General features: G+C 33.1%; 18 protein-coding genes and 1 tRNA gene. 15 read left to right on the forward strand and 4 right to left on the reverse strand.

Annotated features, from left to right (window positions below; translation table 11 throughout):
* Nucleotides 1–8: 8 nt before the first annotated feature.
* From H561_RS0121285 to H561_RS0121310, 5 genes are all read left to right on the forward strand, one after another.
* The gene (locus H561_RS0121285) at nt 9–635 is read left to right on the forward strand and encodes an alpha-ketoglutarate-dependent dioxygenase AlkB family protein (RefSeq protein ID WP_027388786.1); all 627 of its coding nucleotides are present in this window, start codon (nt 9–11) and stop codon (nt 633–635) included.
* A 105-nt stretch (nt 636–740) separates the two neighbouring features.
* On the forward strand, nt 741–959 hold the full coding sequence (locus H561_RS0121290) for a hypothetical protein (RefSeq protein WP_027388787.1): 219 nt from the start codon (nt 741–743) through the stop codon (nt 957–959).
* 451 nt (nt 960–1,410) lie between these two features.
* Nucleotides 1,411–1,656: a hypothetical protein gene (locus H561_RS0121300; RefSeq protein ID WP_027388788.1), complete on the forward strand. Its 246-nt coding sequence runs from the start codon at nt 1,411–1,413 to the stop codon at nt 1,654–1,656.
* Between the two features lie 193 nt (nt 1,657–1,849).
* Nucleotides 1,850–2,848: an SDR family oxidoreductase gene (locus tag H561_RS0121305; RefSeq protein ID WP_027388789.1), complete on the forward strand. Its 999-nt coding sequence runs from the start codon at nt 1,850–1,852 to the stop codon at nt 2,846–2,848.
* A gap of 344 nt (nt 2,849–3,192) precedes the next feature.
* A complete protein-coding gene (locus H561_RS0121310) occupies nt 3,193–4,989 on the forward strand; it encodes a hypothetical protein (RefSeq protein WP_027388790.1) in 1,797 nt (598 codons plus the stop codon).
* Between the two features lie 61 nt (nt 4,990–5,050).
* Here the strand turns inward: H561_RS0121310 and H561_RS23780 are convergent, their stop codons facing one another.
* Nucleotides 5,051–5,221 (reverse strand): DUF4236 domain-containing protein, encoded by a 171-nt coding sequence (locus H561_RS23780; RefSeq protein WP_081411713.1) that lies wholly within the window; start codon nt 5,219–5,221, stop codon nt 5,051–5,053.
* 404 nt (nt 5,222–5,625) lie between these two features.
* Between H561_RS23780 and H561_RS0121325 the strand changes: the two genes are divergently transcribed.
* From H561_RS0121325 to H561_RS0121345, 5 genes are all read left to right on the forward strand, one after another.
* Nucleotides 5,626–5,710, forward strand: a tRNA-Ser gene (locus H561_RS0121325).
* Nucleotides 5,711–5,962: 252 nt separating this feature from the next.
* The gene (locus H561_RS0121330) at nt 5,963–7,201 is read left to right on the forward strand and encodes a site-specific integrase (RefSeq protein WP_027388791.1); all 1,239 of its coding nucleotides are present in this window, start codon (nt 5,963–5,965) and stop codon (nt 7,199–7,201) included.
* A 952-nt stretch (nt 7,202–8,153) separates the two neighbouring features.
* Nucleotides 8,154–10,226, forward strand: a complete 2,073-nt coding sequence (locus tag H561_RS23530) for a reverse transcriptase domain-containing protein (protein WP_051349489.1) — start codon at nt 8,154–8,156, stop codon at nt 10,224–10,226.
* The gene (locus tag H561_RS0121340) at nt 10,226–10,855 is read left to right on the forward strand and encodes a hypothetical protein (protein ID WP_027388792.1); all 630 of its coding nucleotides are present in this window, start codon (nt 10,226–10,228) and stop codon (nt 10,853–10,855) included. The genes H561_RS23530 and H561_RS0121340 overlap by 1 nt, the downstream gene beginning before the upstream one ends.
* A 5-nt stretch (nt 10,856–10,860) precedes the next feature.
* Nucleotides 10,861–12,537, forward strand: a complete 1,677-nt coding sequence (locus H561_RS0121345; RefSeq protein WP_027388793.1) for a response regulator — start codon at nt 10,861–10,863, stop codon at nt 12,535–12,537.
* Nucleotides 12,538–12,571: 34 nt separating this feature from the next.
* Here the strand turns inward: H561_RS0121345 and H561_RS0121350 are convergent, their stop codons facing one another.
* A complete protein-coding gene (locus H561_RS0121350) occupies nt 12,572–13,474 on the reverse strand; it encodes a hypothetical protein (RefSeq protein ID WP_027388794.1) in 903 nt (300 codons plus the stop codon).
* 206 nt (nt 13,475–13,680) lie between these two features.
* On the opposite strand from H561_RS0121350, the gene H561_RS0121355 reads away from it, so the two are divergent.
* The 3 genes from H561_RS0121355 (at nt 13,681) to H561_RS0121365 (ending at nt 15,719) form a co-directional block, all read left to right on the forward strand.
* Nucleotides 13,681–14,370, forward strand: coding sequence for a hypothetical protein (locus H561_RS0121355; protein WP_027388795.1), 690 nt, complete (start codon nt 13,681–13,683; stop codon nt 14,368–14,370).
* Nucleotides 14,371–14,389: 19 nt separating this feature from the next.
* Nucleotides 14,390–14,980 (forward strand): hypothetical protein, encoded by a 591-nt coding sequence (locus H561_RS0121360; RefSeq protein ID WP_027388796.1) that lies wholly within the window; start codon nt 14,390–14,392, stop codon nt 14,978–14,980.
* A 157-nt stretch (nt 14,981–15,137) separates the two neighbouring features.
* The gene (locus H561_RS0121365) at nt 15,138–15,719 is read left to right on the forward strand and encodes a hypothetical protein (protein WP_027388797.1); all 582 of its coding nucleotides are present in this window, start codon (nt 15,138–15,140) and stop codon (nt 15,717–15,719) included.
* Nucleotides 15,720–15,769: 50 nt separating this feature from the next.
* Here H561_RS0121365 and H561_RS23105 read toward each other — a convergent pair whose 3' ends face one another.
* Together H561_RS23105 and H561_RS0121375 are read right to left on the reverse strand one after the other, a co-directional pair.
* The gene (locus H561_RS23105; protein WP_228372325.1) at nt 15,770–16,042 is read right to left on the reverse strand and encodes a M15 family metallopeptidase; all 273 of its coding nucleotides are present in this window, start codon (nt 16,040–16,042) and stop codon (nt 15,770–15,772) included.
* A gap of 137 nt (nt 16,043–16,179) precedes the next feature.
* Nucleotides 16,180–16,461 (reverse strand): helix-turn-helix domain-containing protein, encoded by a 282-nt coding sequence (locus tag H561_RS0121375; RefSeq protein WP_027388798.1) that lies wholly within the window; start codon nt 16,459–16,461, stop codon nt 16,180–16,182.
* A gap of 378 nt (nt 16,462–16,839) precedes the next feature.
* Here H561_RS0121375 and H561_RS0121380 point away from each other — a divergent pair, with 378 nt between their 5' ends.
* Together H561_RS0121380 and H561_RS0121385 are read left to right on the forward strand one after the other, a co-directional pair.
* Nucleotides 16,840–17,655, forward strand: a complete 816-nt coding sequence (locus H561_RS0121380) for an RNA polymerase sigma factor (protein ID WP_027388799.1) — start codon at nt 16,840–16,842, stop codon at nt 17,653–17,655.
* A gap of 1 nt (nt 17,656) precedes the next feature.
* Entirely contained in the window at nt 17,657–18,751 is a 1,095-nt protein-coding gene (locus H561_RS0121385; protein ID WP_027388800.1) for a hypothetical protein, read from the forward strand.
* Nucleotides 18,752–19,301 lie beyond the last annotated feature (550 nt).

The raw sequence follows: 19,301 nt of genomic DNA on the forward strand, positions 1-19,301 counted from the left end.
GAAGGAAGATGAATCAGTTGAGCTTATTTAATCCAGATGAATATTACCGTTTTCCGGAAGAACTGCTGGAATATACCGCAGGCTTTTTGGATGAGAAGAAAGCCGGTAAGCTCCTGCAAAAACTTATGGATGCTACGCCCTGGAAGCAAAATGTCCGGAAAATATATGATAAAACCGTTCAGACTCCGCGCCTGACGGCATGGTACGGTGATGAAAGCAAGTCCTATCATCTGGGCGGAAATGAGTTTAGGGTCAGCCAGTGGTCGCCCGAACTGCTGAATCTCAAGAAAAAAATTGAAAAAGCTACCGGATACTTATTCAATACGGTACTGCTTAATTTATACCGTGACGGAAATGACTCGGTAGCATGGCACCGTGACAAAGAGAGTGAGCTGGGTGACCGCCCGGTTATTGCATCCGTAAGCCTGGGGCAGGTAAGGAATTTTGATTTCAGGAAGGTGGATGACCGTAAAAATAAATACAGCCTGCCGCTTCAGCATGGCTCGCTCCTGATCATGAAAGGAGATTTGCAGGTACACTGGGAGCACCGTATTGCAAAGTCTGAAAAGGCACTGGAACCGAGAATAAACCTTACCTTCAGGATGATCCGGGAAATTTCAGATGGACGTGGCTAATATAATCAGTATTGAATTTTATCAATTAAATAAACGATTAACCGTTTTACTGTAAGTTGGCAAAGAAATTGTGTATATCTAAAAGAAATTATTAAAACAACAGCTATGAATATTTCTTATTACGATTTTAAAAATATGCCGGATCAGGATCAGTGCAGTCTGGTGATGAATGAAGGGCGCGTAATGAATGAAAGAACGATCAATACAGTAAAATATGTGCTGTATGAAGTTTCACATTTTACCGTAGAAATGATTTACAATACGCAGAACAATAAAGTGGAAGGCATTAACGTATTTCAGAATAAAGGAGCGTATGCAGTATAATCCCTGATCAAACTAAAAATAATACATAAGAACAGCTTTATTAAGCTGTTTTTTTATTTATACCCTTACAAAGTGTTCAAAGTATTTAAAATATGATTCCCCGCTGATTTTTCAGATCGGACAGATTTAAATCATATAAATAGATATGATCATTATAACATTTGAGAGCGGAATTAAAATAAACTTCAAAAGTTTTAAATAATTCCATGACTGAAATTCAGACTGCTCTTGGCTTAATTCCACAAAAAAATCCCCAGATAGGATCTGAGGATAAAAACTAATAACCATGAAAACTCAAATTAAACATGAGTAACTAACAGTATTAAAATATTGTGCCATAAATTATGTCAAACAGATGTTTAAGAAAAAATTAAGACTTTTTAATAAAAATTAATAGTTTTTCATTCTGGCACAGTTTATTCTGTATCTGTACTACTTAAAAAATAGTATCATGGCAGAAAAAAGTTTTAGAAAAGAAGATTTTATAAAAGGAGATGCAGAAGATTATAAATTACAGTTCCGAAAAGATGAAATCGGGATCGGGTCAGACCTTACCATAGAAAGAATAAATGAATCCGGAGAACATGAAGTGGTCCAGGCCCACATCCACCGGTTTGACGATTATGTAGAAATTTTCTGGAGTGAACCCTTTGACGGAAGGCTGCTCTTCGACAGCAAAGTAAGCTTTGGCGAATAACAGGATCAATCCCCTTTATCAAAAGGGGATTTTTTATGTTGAATCCATATGCTTGTATGCACAATTTATCGGGTCAGCTTTATCTGTTACGGGCTAAATTCCTGAAAGATAAAAACTATTATTACAGTGTGAAACATTCTAATGGCATAATAATAGGTGGATTACAGTAATCAACCAAAAAAATATTCACAAAATGAAATCAGATCATAGCATTGAAAGAACCCTTGAAGGAAAAACAGTGGTCATTACCGGAGGAAGCAGTGGAGTAGGAAGAGCGGCTGCCGAAGCATTTGCGCTCGAAGGGTGTAATGTTATTGTGGCAGCCAGAGGCAAAGAGGCACTGGATGAAACCGTTGCCCTGTGCAGGGATCTGGGTGTTGCCGCCATGGGGGTTCCTACCGATGTGTCTATTGCTGCAGATGTTCAGAATCTGGCCAACAAGGCACTTGAGTTTAACGGACGCATAGATATATGGGTTAATAATGCAGGGGTCATGGCAAGCGGGAAGTTTGAAGAAATCCCGATGGATCTGAATGAGCAGGTCATCAAGACCAATCTTTTCGGATACATGCATGGTGCGTACAGTGCATTGCCGCTTTTTAAAAAGCAGAAAGAGGGAATACTGATTAATAATATTTCTATAGGGGGCTTTATGCCGGCCCCGTACAGTGCCGTCTATTCCTCAACAAAATTCGGGATCCGCGGAATGATGGAATGCCTGCACGGGGAAATTTCAGATTTCCCTGATGTCCATATCTGCAATATCTATCCCCAGATCCAGCGTTCTACAGGAAATATGCATTCGGCTAAGTTTTCAGGGCTGGATTTTAAAATTCCTCCGTTTGCAGCAGACCCTAGGGATACCGCTGCCAAATTTGTGGAACTGGCCAAAAATCCCCGCAAGGAAATGTTCCCGGACATGATGTCTAAGATTCTTACCACAGCCTATAAAATGTTTCCTAAACCGGTCATCAATACCGCTTCCGCAGGGATGAGGCTGATGATGAAAATAAAAAATGCTCCGTCGGATTCAGGAAATGTGCTGCAGCCGTCGCCGGACCCTCACAGGATTTACGGGGAAACCATTCTCCCGGCAGTTTCCAGAAAAACAAGGATGGCAGCTCTTGCCGGCCTCGGATTAGGATTGGCTTTTATGTTTCTCAAGGCTAAATCTTCAGGAAACAAATCATGATCAGGTAAACGGTTTTTCAATAATAAAAGGTACTATAAGTTTCGGGCAAATCTTTGATTTGCCCGAAACTTATTTTTAGGACATACATAAATTTTAGTATTGAAAGTTGATAAACTTTTCATAATCTGCAAGAGTTAATGACTTTAAATCAATTTTACAAGTTCATAGTAACGGCAGCGAATAGAGTCCTGCTGAGAATCCGGATGATCCAAAACGTGATTTTATACATCATTTGAGAAATTCATCTCTTATCTGATGCATAATTCATTTAAAACGGATATTTTTGCACCAGTGAATGAATTGGTGGGAATTTAGAGGTAAGACATTATTTAATCAATATAAAAATGATCAAAAAGCCTTTACACAATTTCCATATTCCCGTTATGGGATTGGCTTACACGATAGACACCCCTATCCGTGTGGCACAGTACGGAATCTCTTCCGTAATTTCTATAATTGATGATGAGATTATAGAAAGAATGAAAAATTTTTACAGTAAAAAATTCAATCTCGGCGATCTGAGTATTTCCGAAAAGATTGATGATTACCGGGCCAAAAGGATTACCGCCTATCTGGACATGGTAGATGGTATTGTGAATCAAAAGTTCGAGGCGTTTAAAGACGAAATCTCCAGGAATGCAGCAGCACTCAGGAATTTTACGGAAATGCTCCCGAATACCTCAGAGGTAAAAGCCGGCCTGAAGAATATGCTGGATCAGAACCCTACCGTCGCCTCTGTTAAAAATTTTATTGAAAAGCATCTTTCTCCCGGGAATATCGACGTCAATATCATGACGAAAGTGGATAAAGATAATTTTAAGAACAATGAGCCGTTGCCAGTCCTCTATAACGATGCCCATGCCTCCTTACGGGGGTTTGCCAACAGCAGGCTCTCTTCATCCGTGGTGCTTTCTGCCGGAATGAATCCCAGGTTATACGGTTATCTCGAAGAGTTTGATGATTTTTTCCCGGATAACAAAGGGATTCTTAAGAAAAAGATTATCCTGAAGGTCAGTGATTTCCGTTCCGCCATGGTCCAGGGAAACTTCCTGGCTAAAAAAGGGCTTTGGGTTTCCGAATACAGGATAGAATCCGGGCTGAACTGCGGCGGGCATGCTTTTGCTACGGAAGGGCTTCTGCTGGGAACGATCCTGGAAGAATTCACGCAGAAGAAAAATGAACTGATTGAGTCCGCTTACGCTTTGATGTCCGAAGCTTTGGAACAGAAGCAGAAATATTCTGTTTCCGTGCCTCCGGAAATGAAAATTACCGTTCAGGGCGGGGTGGGGACTTCTGAAGAACATGAGTTCCTTTTAAAAACGTATAATATCGAAAGTGTGGGCTGGGGTTCTCCGTTCCTGCTGGTTCCGGAAGCTACTTCCGTTGACCGTGAGACGAGGGAACTGCTTATACGGTCAAAAGAAGAAGACTTTTACCTCAGCAACCTCTCGCCTTTAGGGGTGCCCTTTAATACCGTAAAAGGGACATCCAATGAAATCATCCGGCATGAAAAGGAGAAAAAAAACCGGTACGGAAGTTCATGCCCTAAAAAATTCCTGGCCTTAAGCAGGGAATATTCACCGGAAGGCATGTGCACGGCATCGAAAAAATACCAGGATATCAAGTTCCGGGAGCTCGACGCTGAAAAGGAAGGCTTGACTGAAGAGGCATTTCAGAAAAGAAAGGAATCCATTACTGAAAAAGCCTGCCTTTGTGTAGGGTTGGTCAATGCCGCTTATCTCGAACAGGGCCTCCCGGTCAAAGGTGAAAAACAGGGGGTGGTGATTTGTCCGGGGCCTAACCTGGCTTTTTTTGATAAAGAAGTTTCCCTTTCGGACATGGTGCGGCATATTTACGGAAATAAAAATATCCTCCCGGACAATAACCGTCCGAATATGTTTGTCAATGAACTGAAAATGTATGTCGAACACCTTAAAAAAGAAATACAGAACTTTTCGGGAGCACTTACCAATGCCCAGATCAAAAAATGGAAGAATTTTAAAGATAACCTTCTGCAGGGAATCGGTTATTATGAAAACCTTTTCCGAAAAACTGATTTCTTCAGTACAGATTCCAGAGTCATTCAGCAGCTGGAACAGAGCAGACTGATCATATCGGAAATTGAAATCCCCCAACATTAGAGGAAAATCTTACAGGGCCGCCTCACAAACCGTGACAAAGGCCCTGTTATGAAACTGCCAGCTAGAACAGTTTTTTAAAGAGGCTCACCCAATTATTATTGATCCGCGTACCCCTCGAACTGAAATTGACACTGGCGCCCCGTTTACCGACGGTGGTGGATACTCCGCTTTTGCTGATGTTGAGATGAACTCCCGGGATTACTTTTATTCTTTTTCTGTAGCTCCAGCCCATAATTGAAAGTTTTTTTGTTAATTATTTATGATTTCCAAAATTACTCATGCTTCCTGTCATACCGTTACGGGTTTCCGTAAAACGGAATAAAAAACGGTTAATGAAATGGTATTCTGAAATGTAAGATGATGAAAGCCCGGCTGACTTTTTCAAAAATAATTTATTTCAGATAAGGTTATAGTGATCACACACATTTGCAGAGGGATGTTAATCTCCTGAATCTGAAAACCGGTAATAATAGAGCTAAAATCAGCTTTTAGAATTTTTATACAGTTTTAAAATTATCAGTAAAACAGGCCCTGATTACTTTTTCAGATGTTTGTTTAAAAATATTTTGTCAGAATTAAAAATGTTTCTATATTTGCACCACTGAAAACGACGATACCATTACCATCGGAGTTTAGGGAGAGATGGCAGAGTGGTCGATTGCGATAGTCTTGAAAACTATTGACTGTAACAGGTCCGGGGGTTCGAATCCCTCTCTCTCCGCTGGTTGAGAAACTAAAATAAGCTAAAACGCTGTAAACATCAATGTTTACAGCGTTTTTTGTTTTACGCTAGAGTCAAAAAAAATCAAAAAAGGTCACGATTTTTATGACCTATTCCGTGACCCATCCTGAAAATTTGAAAATGGGTCACGAAAAATTCAGGGAAACCCGACCAATAGGCAGTCTAACGATTGTACATCTTGCAGAAAGTGGTAACAAAAACTAAATTATTAACAATTAAAGTTACCACACTATGAACAAAACATTCAACCTGTTATTCTTTATAAAAAAGAATAAAATCAGAACAAACGGAACTGCTCCCATCTACTTAAGAATCACGATAGATGGCAAGGCAGCGGACATTGCCGCTAAAAGGTACATCGACCCACAGAAATGGGATGTTAAAGCACATAAAGCAGTTGGCAACTCTCAGGAGGCGAAAACGCTTAATGTCTATCTTAAAACTTTGGAACAACAAGTTTACGATTCTCATTATTTGATGCTGAAAGAAGAAGACTTTGTAACATCAGAAGGTTTAAAATCTAAACTGCTTGGAACTGATGTTTCTACACGAATGCTCATTCCTATTTTTCAGGATCACAATGATAAAGTAGAAGCACTGGTTGGTCAGGATTTTGCGCCCGGAACATTGGAGCGTTATAAAACATCGTTAAAGCATACGCAGGAATTCCTAATCTGGAAATATAAAACTTCTGATATTGACATTACAAAGATCGACCACGCTTTTATTATGGATTATGACTTCTGGCTTCGCAGTGTACGTAAATGTGCTAACAATACGGCAGTAAAGTATATCAAGAATTTCAAAAAGATCATTCGGTTATGTATGGCAAATGGATGGCTCTCAAAAGACCCTTTTCTAAGCTACAAAGCAAAGCTTAAGGTAGTAGAACGTCCATATCTTACAAAAGAGGAAATTCAGACAATTTATGAAAAGGAATTTGCATCAGACAGATTGAGCCAGGTACGTGATATTTTCCTTTTCAGCTGCTATACCGGTTTGGCCTATGTAGATGTAAAGAAATTGACGAAATCTAACGTCAACATTGGAATAGATGGTGACAAATGGATATTCACGCATCGTCAGAAAACCGACACCTCAACTAGGGTTCCATTATTACCTTTAGCACAGGAACTGATTTTAAAATATGAAGACCACCCAGAATGTGTAAATTCAAATGTTTTGTTTCCCGTTCTCAGTAATCAAAAAATGAATTCATATCTCAAAGAAATTGTGAACGTCTGTGGAATCAATAGAGAGCTGACATTTCACATCGCAAGACATACATTCGCCACGACAGTTACGTTGTCAAATGGTGTTCCGATTGAAAGCGTAAGCAAAATGCTTGGGCATACAAATATAAAGACCACTCAGCATTATGCGAAGATTTTGGATAAGAAAGTGAGTGATGATATGTCAATTTTGAGGGGAAAAATTCAAAGTAAAGAGGAAATAAAACGTTTAGGATAAGAACTGGTAATCAAAGATGAGCTTTAAAGCGTTACTCTAATTTTAATTAATATCCAAAAAGTAAAAAATCCCAACTTAAAGTTGGGATTTTAAATGCAACCAAAACTTATTTTGAATCTCCAAGCTTATGATTGTGAGATTTACAGTCTTGATTTTTAGGTTTTATTTCTTGATTTACTCTTGGTATATTGTCTAGTGTCCCATCTTCTTGTCTGAAGATTTAAAAAAAAGAAGGTCTTTGTTCATATTATTTAATTGTTATAGAATTTAAACGATATGATTAAAATAAAACAATGATTACTGATACATTATAGCAAAGACAGGCAGACGGACACATTAAGGTTGTTTGGACAATCAAGGTTAATTACCGTTTGAGAAGTGATATTAGCTCCAAAGTATTAGTGCTTGCCTTTAGATTCTAGGCAGAATTACAAAGGAATTTATACCTTTAAGAACTAAATAGCCTTAAGCGAGAATAAGGGCAGAAGATGTGATTTTAAGTCGTAAAAAAGGATGCAAATCTGAAAGGACAAAACTTACTTGGCAGGAAAAGAAGATTCAGGATCTTTTGGATAAAAACGTTTCATACTCGTTAATCGGAAGAATTTTGAGTATTCATTGACTAACGGTTAGTAGTTTTATGAAAAACGAAATGTAAAATATCTAATAATTAGTTAGAATGTTAATTTAGAAATAAATATAATTTTGTAAAAAGAATGATTAACTTTGTATATATTTAATAAAATGAGTTTGCACGAAATTTTGATTTTGCCAGTTGTTATAAATTTTTATTTATAATTATATGATTGGTCTGTTTTAGATGAAAGTCTAGAACTGAATGTTATTTTAAGTTATTCTTACTAGATTTACTATTTAACTGTTTTTACTATATTTTTCTAATTTTAATTTTATCTCATAAACAAAGAAAATATTGCAGACTCATTTTTAATTTATGGAGTTAGATTCAAAAGATAAAATATATATTTATAATTCTTTTTATAAAATGAATAATAAGTTGGATTTGCTACAACTTATTAATTTCTGTAAAAAGAAAATTTATGGAGAAGAAGCTCATCCTATTTCTCTTAAGCAATTTAACTATCATATTAATCCACTCTACAATAACTTTCGATACAACTCTTTTATTGTTAAAAAAAAATCTGGAGGTGACAGAATTATCTTTTCTCCTAATAATGGATTAAAGGTTATACAAAAATGCTTAAACCTAATTCTCCAAGTTGTTTACAAGAATCCCTCAAAATATGCGACTGGTTTTATTTCCGGACGGAGTATTGTTGATAATGCTAAAATTCATGTTAACAGAAATTATGTTTTCAATATTGATTTAAAAGATTTTTTTTATTCGATTGATCAGGCAAGAGTTTGGGGCAGATTACAAGTTCAACCATTTAATTTTTCTAAAAAAGAGAATAAGTTAGAATTAGCAAATATTGTAGCATCATTGTGTTGTCATTCTATTGAAGTAGAAAGATTTGTCGAAGGAACTTGGATTAAAAATCAAAAAAATGTTCTACCACAAGGTGCTCCTACATCCCCAGTAATTAGTAATATAATTTGCGAGAGGTTAGATTATTATCTTTCTGCAGTAGCTAAAAGATTTGGATTAAAATATACTAGATATGTTGATGATATTACTTTCAGTTCAGATCAAAATGTTTATCAGGTAGATGGAGATTTTAGAAAAGAATTAGAAAAAATAGTACAGCAAGAGGGGTTTTATTTTAACGTAAATAAAACAAGATTACAAAAAAGAGGCTTTAGACAAGAAGTGACCGGAGTTATAGTCAACGAAAAAGTTAATACTAATAAGCATTTTGTCAAAAGACTGAAAAAATGGATTTATCTGTGGGAAAATTATGGATATGAGCGAGCAAGCATTTTTTTTAAATCTGAATATGAAGCAGATAAATTAAATTTTAAGACAACCCCTTCTTTAGTAAGTGTTTTAAGAGGAAAACTTAATTATTTAAAAATGTTAAAGGGTGATAAAGATTCATTATATCTAAATCTAAATTCTAAATTTGATAAATTATTAAATGGTTCTATTGATCAAAAAAGTTCATTAATTAAAATAACTAAACCAGCAATACCAGTAATCCATCAACCTCAAAAATTAGTTGCAATCTTAAAAAAGTTTACAACAAATAATACAGCATTAAAGTATTCAACACATACCTGGGATGGTGGGAAAGATACCGAAATATTTGCAAATATCGAGGATTTTTTAATAATGGCAGAGAGAGAATATAAAACTATCAGCTACGATTTAAGTATATTAAGCAAGCCACTAAATGCAAAAATTTGGACTTTTTTATTTTCAGATAATTTTTCTAAAAATGGATGGGGTATGTTTAATGTTAGATTTGGATGGAATTCTATGGAGCTCCACAAATATTTAAATGGTAATCCAAATAATAAACCAGAAAGTTATATTCTACCAGAAGAATTCCAACAAAATATAAAAAAATATGGTAAGAGTTTTCTTATTCAAAGTTTCAAAAATGTAATTGATTTATTTAAAAATGAAATTGAAATTAGGGATGAAAATTCGACCTTGGAAGACATAGTTATTTCACTTCATAAAACATATTTAAATGGCTTTAATATTTTGAAAATTGAGAATTTAGCTAATAAAAATTTTTATACCGATGTAGATTATCTCTATAAAGCATTAGAATTAGTATTTCATAATATTCAAAAAAGACCACAATATCCAAACGTTGGATATATAGGGTATGATTTTGAAGATTATTTTTGTTTAGAAATAATGCATTTTGAATCAAATGCAAAAGGTAAATCATTTAAAGATTCGAAATTCACTTTAAAAGAAGGAGATTTTGGTACAATTTCAAATTATCTAAAAAATTTATGCGACTGGAGTATAGAATCATCCTTTTCGGAAGGCACTTACCAAGTCAATTTCTTATCATCAAAAAATATTTCACCTTATAAATTGAAAAGTTCTTCAGAGGGTTTTAAATATATATTTAAATTTTATAAATAATGAATAGTGATATATTATTAATTGAAGATAGAATTAATAGAAAAGAGCAGTATATTAAATTTGACCTTGATGAGTATACAAATGTTGACCTAACTACTGGAGAGAATCTTACTAATATCTTAAATGATATTACACATAAAAATTTCCTTCAATTAGAACAATACAAATGTCTTATTTTCCATGCATCTGCACTTTCAAACATTCAAAAGTCAAATTTGAAAGCTTTTTGTCAGAAAAATAAGAAGAGCCTAGTGTTTTTTTCGGGAGGGATTAGTACATCTTACTATAATGACAATTTATATCCTTTCTTAAGTATTAATTCTAAAATTTTCTATTCTCATAATTTAAAAAAATTCTTAAATGAAAATCAAATTAATGGTCAGATTAATCTATTAATTTTGCAATATGGTGAGCGTTGGTTACTGAGCTCATTACTTAATTTACGCAATAATTTAATCAAGACACAAGAAGAAAGTGGAAAAATTTTGGTAAATGAATTAAAAATAAATGATTACACTTCTGAAAAAATTAATATTGATTGGTTAAGCGATAAAGGTAAGTCTCTTAATGAATTAGAAATGAAAGAATTGAAAAATAAAATTGACTTATTAATTTTTGAATCAATGTAATAACGATGAATAAAATTTTAATTCACAGCCAAAATACAGCTTTAAGTGATAATGATTGTTTTGATATATCAGAACAAATCGTTTTATTCGAGCAGAATAGCGAAATAGATGATATTGATAAATATATTAGCAATAGTTTATTAAATGAAGTTATACGACAAAAATTATTAAAGGCAGATATAATTTTTATTAAATTAGGGCTTAGTGATAATTATCTTGAATATTATGGTTTAAGAATAGCTTATCATATACGTCTAAGTAATTTTTTAGAAGAAAAATCATTACTTCCAATTGTCATTATTGGAGAGGAATCATTTCAGTTCATAGGTATTACGGCTGAATTACCTGAAATCCTTTTTACTGATGGTATCTATCTTATGAGAGATACTAAAAAAGATTTGGGTAAAATGACACAAAGATTAGAATCTAAGCAAATTAAATCAATTAACAATACTACATCTTTTATTGAAAAAATTAAAGTTTTACCTCCTGCAAATTATCTATCAAATCATTCAGTAGATAATGAATGGAGTATTTTAAATTGGGCTAATATTTTAGAATTATCTGAAGTTAGTGAAATTGATAAAGTTTCAGAGGATATTACAGCAATGCTTTATTATAAATATTTAGCAACAAAATATGAATATTCAAAAAATAGTATTATTAAAGATTCTAATTCCTATATTCTCCCTCAACTGAAAAGTAAAATCTTATATATTGATGATGAATGGGACAAGGGGTGGAAAACGATATTAAATAAAATATTAAATAGAAATGATAGTTCTGATTTTAAAACAATGGAACTACCCTATAAGAAATTAGAGTATTTGGATATCGAGAATAATTTTACTAAAATATTAGAAAGTTTTGATCCAGATTTAGTTATTTTAGACTTACGACTATGTGATAATGATTTTGATAAAAATACAAAAACTGAAGAGCTTTCTGGTTTAAAAATCCTAAATTTAATTAAGAATAAAAATCCAGGCATTCAGGTTGCTATTTTTAGTGCTACAAATAAGATTTGGAATTTACTAGAATTGCAAAATAAGGGAGCCGATGGATTCCTCTTTAAATTTCCTTCTGAGAGTAGTACATACAGTGATGTAATAATAAACTTTAAATCTTCAATAGAATTTTTACAAAAAAAAGTATTTATAAAAACTTTGATTGAAAAATGTTACAATATTGAAAAATTGCTTGTTGAAGCAAAAAATAATGATTACAGAGATTATGAGTACAATGATTTTATATTAGAGCTTGAAGCAAAAAATAAAATTAATATCTTTAATTTAGCTAATATTAATCTAGAAATTCAGAATACTATAGATATTGCTTTTCTATCTTTTTTTAATTTTATTGAAACATTTAAAAATTATTTTTACAAACACGAGCCAAAAACAATTGGTTTTGATGCTGTTGACTTTGTTTGTTATTCTTCAGAAAGGGAGCGTGTGTACAAAAATCAATCTATAAAATATACATGGACGTCTTGCATTGCATTTTTATTTATAGAATACTTTGAAATATTGGAGATGAACAATCCTAATATCGTGTTATTATTTAAATTGAAAGAAAAGAGAGATAATTTTATTCATAAAGAAATAACACACTTTTCATCAACTGAACTTAAACAAATAGTTAAATTGTCTGAATTGATCTGTTCTGATTTGAAAAATTAATTAAGAAGAATTTCTTTTCTGTATCTATAAAAATCTAAAAAATACTACCTATTTTCCCTATCTTTATGTGTTCAATAAACCTTGAAATTTTGTAACTATCTTTTGTAATCATATAAGTTTTTAAATCTGGATCATAAAATTTGGTTACTTCAAGATCAGCTACCATCAAATCACCTTTGGCAAAATTATCCCCATTATCCACCATTTTGAGCAAAGCTTCATCCTTTAAAAAGGCTGAAATTTTAATTCCTTTATAAACCAAATCCCATTTTAAATCTTTAGAAAAGCTTGGTCTTATAATCGACAGTTTTTCTCCAGTTAATGTTTCAACCTCTGTAAGTTCACGAACTTCATCTACAAAATTTATTGCTAATTCTCGAAATTCAGAGCTTGGAATTTTTGCAATAGTTTCATCCTTCCAGTTCTTAATTTCAAAACTTTGTATGTCTTCACTTTTTTCCAAAGTATTGAACTGTTTTGCTATTGTATTACGGACGTTACTATTATTATTGTAAATATTTACAATACTTTGACTCAAAACCAATGTTTGACCTTCATCATTTATAATTGTGATTTCATTTCCAGTATTTTCTACAACACTTTTCGGTTTCTTACCCTTAAGAAATTTTACGAACTCATACAATCCTCCTAAAGTACCTATTAAGGCAGCTCCATACTCAATATTATTACGATTAAAAAGGGATTCTAAAACACTTTCAATTAACTGGATGTGAACTTCAAAACTTCCTTTGTCAAGTGCTTTAATTTTAATTTCAATCTTTCTGTCAGTATTCAATTCTTTGTTGATCTCTTGAATTAAAGTTGATGTGTAGACAAGGCTTCCAATTAAAGTATTAACGTCAATATCATGCGACATCATACCAAAATTTAATTTAAAATCACTTGCATTCATAATTTCGGGAATAAAAGATTTCATTGTTTAGTTTTGTACAAATATAAGCATAGTAGTATTCTAAAATAATTAATTAACTCAACAACATAATTTACCGATCAAATATAAAACCGAAATACTGAAATTCATCGTTCGGAATATTATTACTTTTGTAATAGATACTTAGTACTTATCATATTAGGTTTAAACCGTCTCAAATATTTTAAATTTTTATTGCAAAACTATTAATTATGGCTAAGAAAAAAACTTCTAATCCACAATCATTAATCTACATTCTCTTATTTCTAGTACTATTAATGGTAATTTTCATTGTAGGAATATATTATTACAAATTCAAAGACTACAGTGTTTCTAATGATCCCTCAATGTGGGGTGTTTTTGGGGATTATATTGGTGGAACGTTAAATTCAATTGTTGGCATAGCCAATTTAATAATCCTAACTTATATAACTTTTCAGTTGGTGAAAATTGAAGATGAAAGAAATAATAAGAACTATAAAAATAGTGTATTCCCTGCTTTTAATTTAATACGAAGTCAATCTCCTGATGAATTCAAAATAATAATACACAGTTTTGGATTAGGACCAGTCCTGATTAAAAGCCTATCCGTAATAACTGGGGAAGGCAAGAAATATTCTAGCCTAGGAAATTACATGAGCACCCTACCACATATGAATATGACAGAATATTTTGAAATAGCAGGGATTGACTTGTCAAATAGCGTGATCCCCATAAATACAGAGTCTTGCATAATAACTGTAAAACTAAGGGAAGTCATTAAATACGAGAACCGTGATGAGGCTATAAAGAATTTTAACGATTTAACTAATCTTTTACAAAAAACCAAAATAAAGATAAATTATTCTGATATTTTTGATGAAGAAATATATGTTTATGATAACGGTGTTCTGAAAACTTGAAAAACAAAATAATAAAACAATGACAACACGTGCTCTTATTATAGAATATGGAACAATATTAGAATCAGGAACCTCATCAGCACTTAGCCATTTACTTGGCTTGAAAATAGGTGAAAGTAAAAGTTTTGGAATGACATCTTATGCGTTATCTTTCAATAACAAATTTACTTTGATGAGCGATTTGACAGTTGCAGAAAAGGATATTCAAAATAAATTTCAACTATTTGCCGAAATTAGAAACAAGTTTGCACACATATTTGAAGTAAATTCCTATGAAAAATTTTGCTCTATAAATAGTGAATACAAGAAAAAAGGTGAAAAACTTATTGATACTTACACTAAAGATATTGAAGGCGTAGAAGACATGGAAGAAAAAGATCTCGAATTCGTTTTTCAATTGTGTTTCATTCGATTAGCACAAGATTTAATAAAATACTTAGAAGATATTATTGCTAAATACCAGCATGATAAAGGTTATGAAAAAGGAACACATGATACTAAAGAAGATTTATTGAATTCCTTTGTTTTAGAAAGTAGTAAAACAGATGAAGGACGGGAACTTTTATTGAAAGTAGTTTGTGAAATGAAAGCGAAATTAAACAAAGATTAAAAAATTGTAGCAACTCTTCAAGTTTGAAAATTTCCAAATTTCATATAATCTTTATTTTTCGAAGTTTGAAAGAAACTAACTTCAAAAATGATATCTTTTTCGATACCAATTCAAAATGATTCTTAAATTAGCATAATTAATTTTTAAAAAAAATACCATGAAACCAAGAACATTATTGCCAACTATTGCTTATGACTTACCAGGACATTTATTTGATTTGTTAGAAAATGAATTAAACAACATCAAATATGTAGAAATTGATACTCCTGAAAAAAGAGATGAAAAACTAAAACAGATTCAACAAAAATTAGTATGGAATGAAGTTGAAATCAGTGAAGTTAAAATTTTAGATCATAGAACAGAAAAAGTAAAAGTAAAACAATCTTGGGAGAATCCTTATCCTATGGGTGAAGAAGAAGAAATTTATATAGTAACTGTTGAAGCTGAAACAACTGGAAGCCCTGAATTATTTGGATATTCTCCCGTTGCAGTATCATTTACTTCCTCAATGGATCAAAATGTGTACGAACCTATAAACAATAAAATAACACTTGAGGTTCGATCTAAAAAATTTGATAAACTCACTGTATTAAATGAAGCAAACAAAACCTTAACACTTACTAAGTCTTTTATTGAAAGTAATAATAAATGGATTTCTGATTATAACAAAACTTTTGTAAATACAATTGAAGAAAGGTTTAACAAAAAAGCTGACGAAATAACGAAATTTTATTCGTAAAAAAGTAAATCAAAAGCCACATTAAATGTGGCTTTTATCTTAAAATATTATCAAAATTTCTCCCATTGAAAGTGCATCCAATCGTAATTTTTTTCACGTCCTAATGAAACAAATCCATATTTGTAATAAATATCAATCACTAGTTTGTATTCAAGACGTGCAAAGCGTGCTGTTTTTGATGTTTCTTTTAACTGATTTCTTTCCGGATCAAGATCTATTGCCAAACCCCAAGCATGAACCGAATAACTGGATCCACCCCTTTGTTGTCTAAAATTGAAACATCCACCAAATAAATCAATTCCAAGTTCTTTAATTTTTGCCAATCTATTCACTTTCGTGATTCAGCAAACGCTTTTTTCAACGACTCCTCAATATCTTTGTTACCAAGTTATTTTTTTTACTTAATTTTTTTTCGTTCCAAACGATATACATTAACATAAATAAAAAATCCCAACTCTCGTCAGGATTTTTTACTTTTAATTTCTTTAATATCGTATTTCTTATCTCGAATCGGTTCATCAGGAATGAAATCCTTAATGGAGCATCCTAACACTATTGCAATTAAATTTAAGTGTATTATATTATATTTCGCTTTTTTGGATGGAGCTTCTATTTGTGAAATAAATCCAATATTCTTTCCAATAGAAAGAGAGAGCTCCTCTTGGGTAATACCCTTAGATTCTCGTATTTCTTTAACACGTTTTATAACGTATCTCTCTATTTCGTCTAATGATTCATTCATAAATCAAAGTGAATGAAAAACATTAAAAAATATTATGTACTATAGTACATATTTCAATAAACTTTCATAGATTTGTAAAATAAGTTATTGAAATGTAACTTTGCGATACTTCAAAGAAAAATAGAAGCTATTGCTTAGAATCTCGAACTGAAAACTGGTAATTTTTAATATGCGAGAGGATAAGTAAGGTAGCTCACGACCTAGGCGTGAGCTCACTTATCTGCATATAAGGTATACCAGTGCCCCAGTTCGGATATGTTGAGTTCCACGTCTTTATTTTGGGTAAAATGTAGTGAGATAGTGTTTTGAGTGTTGCGTAGAATTCATATAAAATCTAAGCAGTTCCTTCCAGCAAAAATTTGCTAAAATACGCTGCTTATGAAAAGAACAGACTCTTTACCCCGGAAGTTAAGCAATCTTCAGTTGTACGAACTTCTGAAAAAAGGCAATCCGACCGCTCTAGAACACATTCATCTGCGTTACAAAAGACTTCTTTTCTGGGTTCGATGGCAGGTGCTTAAAGATGATTTTGTAGTGGACACTATCGTTCAGGATACCTTCCTTAAATTGTGGCTGCACCGCGATACGATTGAAACGCCTGATCATATTACAGGATTTTTACGGTTTGTGATGAAAAGGGATTGTATATCGTATGTTACTGCTCCAAGAAATAAATTCACCTGCTTAATGGCTTCTCTTGACAGTTTTGAGAATTATCAGGATTATCTTGTGGGTTATGATCCCCTGAATGATAAAGAGAATCTCCTCAGTCACGAATCGGATCAGAAAAATTTCGATGAAGTCAAAAAGGTGTTACCCGTTCTGGATCCCAAAAGAAAATACCTGATTGAACTTTGCCTTAAATATGGCTTTCAACACAAGCCAATCGCAGAAGCAATGGGAAGCAGTGTTAAAGACATCAGCAATGAGGTGAGCAGAGCTATAAATGACCTTAGGAAAATTCTTAATAAAAGTTCTTTTGAACAGCCACAGGAAAAAGCTTTCGATAACAAGGAGCAGTCAGAAAAACTCAGTAGTCAACAACTTGATATTTTGAAAAGAAGGTTTGATCAGAAATCTTCTTTTGCAGTTATCGCCCAAGAACTCAAATTACCTGAAAAGGAAGTCCATCGGGAATTTGTGTATGCATATCAACATATACAAAATCAAAACACTTCTGAAATACCTTTTTGAAATGGAAAAATCCACGATAACATTGACCCGAAGAATTCAGCTGCGGATCGATCTTCCGGCAAATGAACAAAAAGAGATGTGGGAAAAACTGTATCGGTATCAAAACCGCTGCTTCCGAGCGGCTAATTTTATCGTTTCCCATCTATATGTTCAGGAAATGATCAAGGATTTTTTTTACTTCACAGAAGAAGTCCAATATAAGCTTGCTGATGCGAGCAAAGATGAAATGGGAATATTCACCCGTTCGAAAACAAATACAACGGCACGCCTGGTCTCTGACCGTTTTAAAGGAGAAATCCCTACCGATATTCTGGGAAGCCTGAACAATACGATCCAGTCAACCTTTTCTAAAAACAAAGCGGATTACTGGCAGGGGTTAAAATCTTTGAGGAACTTTAAAAAAGACATTCCTATTCCGCTTCCGGTAAAATGCATCAGCAAAATGAAGTATGATCTCGAAAAGAAAGCATTTTGCTTCAATATGTTTGCTATTCCGGTTAAAACGTATTTAGGAAAAGACTTCACTGATAAGCGTCTGATCATGGAACGCCTCTTAAGAGAAGAGATCAAGCTTTGTACATCGCAGATCCAGCTGAAAGCAGGGAAAATCTACTGGCTTGCAGTATTTGAGTTTGAAAAAGAAGAGCACCTTTTAAAACCCGAAGTCATCGCAGAAGCTTCCCTGTCTCTGGAACATCCTATCGTAGTAAAAGCTAACAAAGTGCGAATCAATATTGGCTCGAAAGAGGAGTTTTTATATCGCAGGCTCGCAATTCAGGCAAGTCAAAAAAGAATTCAAGCGGGCGTCGAATATGCCCGTTCAGGAAATGGAGCCAAACGGAAACAAAAGGCACTATATAAAACAGAAAATCTGGAAAGCCGTTATGTAAGCCATCGGCTTCACCTATATAGCCGGAAACTTATCGATTTCTGCATCCAACAACAGGCGGGCACGCTTATTCTTAAAGATCAGGAAGACAAAATTGGCATTGCGAAAGAACAGGAATTTGTGCTGCGCAATTGGAGTTACTATGAATTACAGACCAAAATAAAGTACAAGGCAGAAAAAGCTGGTATCGAATTGATCATTGGATAGCTTAAAAAAAATAACGAGGGTGCTTGTAAACCCGCAGGGTGAGGTCTTGAACACTCACTAAATACTAACTAGTATATACAACGGCGTGGGCTTCTTTTTTTTACCTATATTAAAGGCAAAACATTATTAGAGATATGTTTAGAAATAAAATTCAATTGTTCGAACAATTATTGAAGATCAATGCTGAAAAGCATTTCTGAGGTATTAAAAATCTGGTAAACTGAAATTGAATAATTGACAGACAAAAAGTTTTATTATCAAATCATTTACATTAAGAATTGGTTTAAATATTTGGAAATTTAGCCCGAGCTTTCATCATTTTCTATCTGCTATATTTGATGTAAAATAGTAAATGAGTTTATTGAAATATGGAAAACTCACCACTGCTTTTCCCTAGAGTTTCCCACATTCCAACAAAGTTTTCACAACAACAGCAAACCTTTTAAAAATTCATAGGTGTGTAGAATAGATACAGGTACTCAATCGACCTGCGTAAAAAAGATACAGGTTCTTAGCTGACCTGTGTAAAAAAGATATAGGTTGGTATTTT

It is taken from the genome of Chryseobacterium gregarium DSM 19109 (assembly GCF_000430845.1).
Lineage (GTDB): Bacteria > Bacteroidota > Bacteroidia > Flavobacteriales > Weeksellaceae > Chryseobacterium > Chryseobacterium gregarium.

What these genes read in the sequence shown, in the direction of transcription:
- H561_RS0121285 (WP_027388786.1), top strand. Translation starts at nt 9, where the DNA reads ATGAATCAGTTGAGCTTATTTAATCCAGATGAATATTACCGTTTTCCG.
- H561_RS0121290 (WP_027388787.1), top strand. Translation starts at nt 741, where the DNA reads ATGAATATTTCTTATTACGATTTTAAAAATATGCCGGATCAGGATCAG.
- H561_RS0121300 (WP_027388788.1), top strand. Translation starts at nt 1,411, where the DNA reads ATGGCAGAAAAAAGTTTTAGAAAAGAAGATTTTATAAAAGGAGATGCA.
- H561_RS0121305 (WP_027388789.1), top strand. Translation starts at nt 1,850, where the DNA reads ATGAAATCAGATCATAGCATTGAAAGAACCCTTGAAGGAAAAACAGTG.
- H561_RS0121310 (WP_027388790.1), top strand. Translation starts at nt 3,193, where the DNA reads ATGATCAAAAAGCCTTTACACAATTTCCATATTCCCGTTATGGGATTG.
- H561_RS23780 (WP_081411713.1), bottom strand. Translation starts at nt 5,221, where the DNA reads ATGGGCTGGAGCTACAGAAAAAGAATAAAAGTAATCCCGGGAGTTCAT.
- H561_RS0121330 (WP_027388791.1), top strand. Translation starts at nt 5,963, where the DNA reads ATGAACAAAACATTCAACCTGTTATTCTTTATAAAAAAGAATAAAATC.
- H561_RS23530 (WP_051349489.1), top strand. Translation starts at nt 8,154, where the DNA reads ATGGAGTTAGATTCAAAAGATAAAATATATATTTATAATTCTTTTTAT.
- H561_RS0121340 (WP_027388792.1), top strand. Translation starts at nt 10,226, where the DNA reads ATGAATAGTGATATATTATTAATTGAAGATAGAATTAATAGAAAAGAG.
- H561_RS0121345 (WP_027388793.1), top strand. Translation starts at nt 10,861, where the DNA reads ATGAATAAAATTTTAATTCACAGCCAAAATACAGCTTTAAGTGATAAT.
- H561_RS0121350 (WP_027388794.1), bottom strand. Translation starts at nt 13,474, where the DNA reads ATGAAATCTTTTATTCCCGAAATTATGAATGCAAGTGATTTTAAATTA.
- H561_RS0121355 (WP_027388795.1), top strand. Translation starts at nt 13,681, where the DNA reads ATGGCTAAGAAAAAAACTTCTAATCCACAATCATTAATCTACATTCTC.
- H561_RS0121360 (WP_027388796.1), top strand. Translation starts at nt 14,390, where the DNA reads ATGACAACACGTGCTCTTATTATAGAATATGGAACAATATTAGAATCA.
- H561_RS0121365 (WP_027388797.1), top strand. Translation starts at nt 15,138, where the DNA reads ATGAAACCAAGAACATTATTGCCAACTATTGCTTATGACTTACCAGGA.
- H561_RS0121375 (WP_027388798.1), bottom strand. Translation starts at nt 16,461, where the DNA reads ATGAATGAATCATTAGACGAAATAGAGAGATACGTTATAAAACGTGTT.
- H561_RS0121380 (WP_027388799.1), top strand. Translation starts at nt 16,840, where the DNA reads ATGAAAAGAACAGACTCTTTACCCCGGAAGTTAAGCAATCTTCAGTTG.
- H561_RS0121385 (WP_027388800.1), top strand. Translation starts at nt 17,657, where the DNA reads ATGGAAAAATCCACGATAACATTGACCCGAAGAATTCAGCTGCGGATC.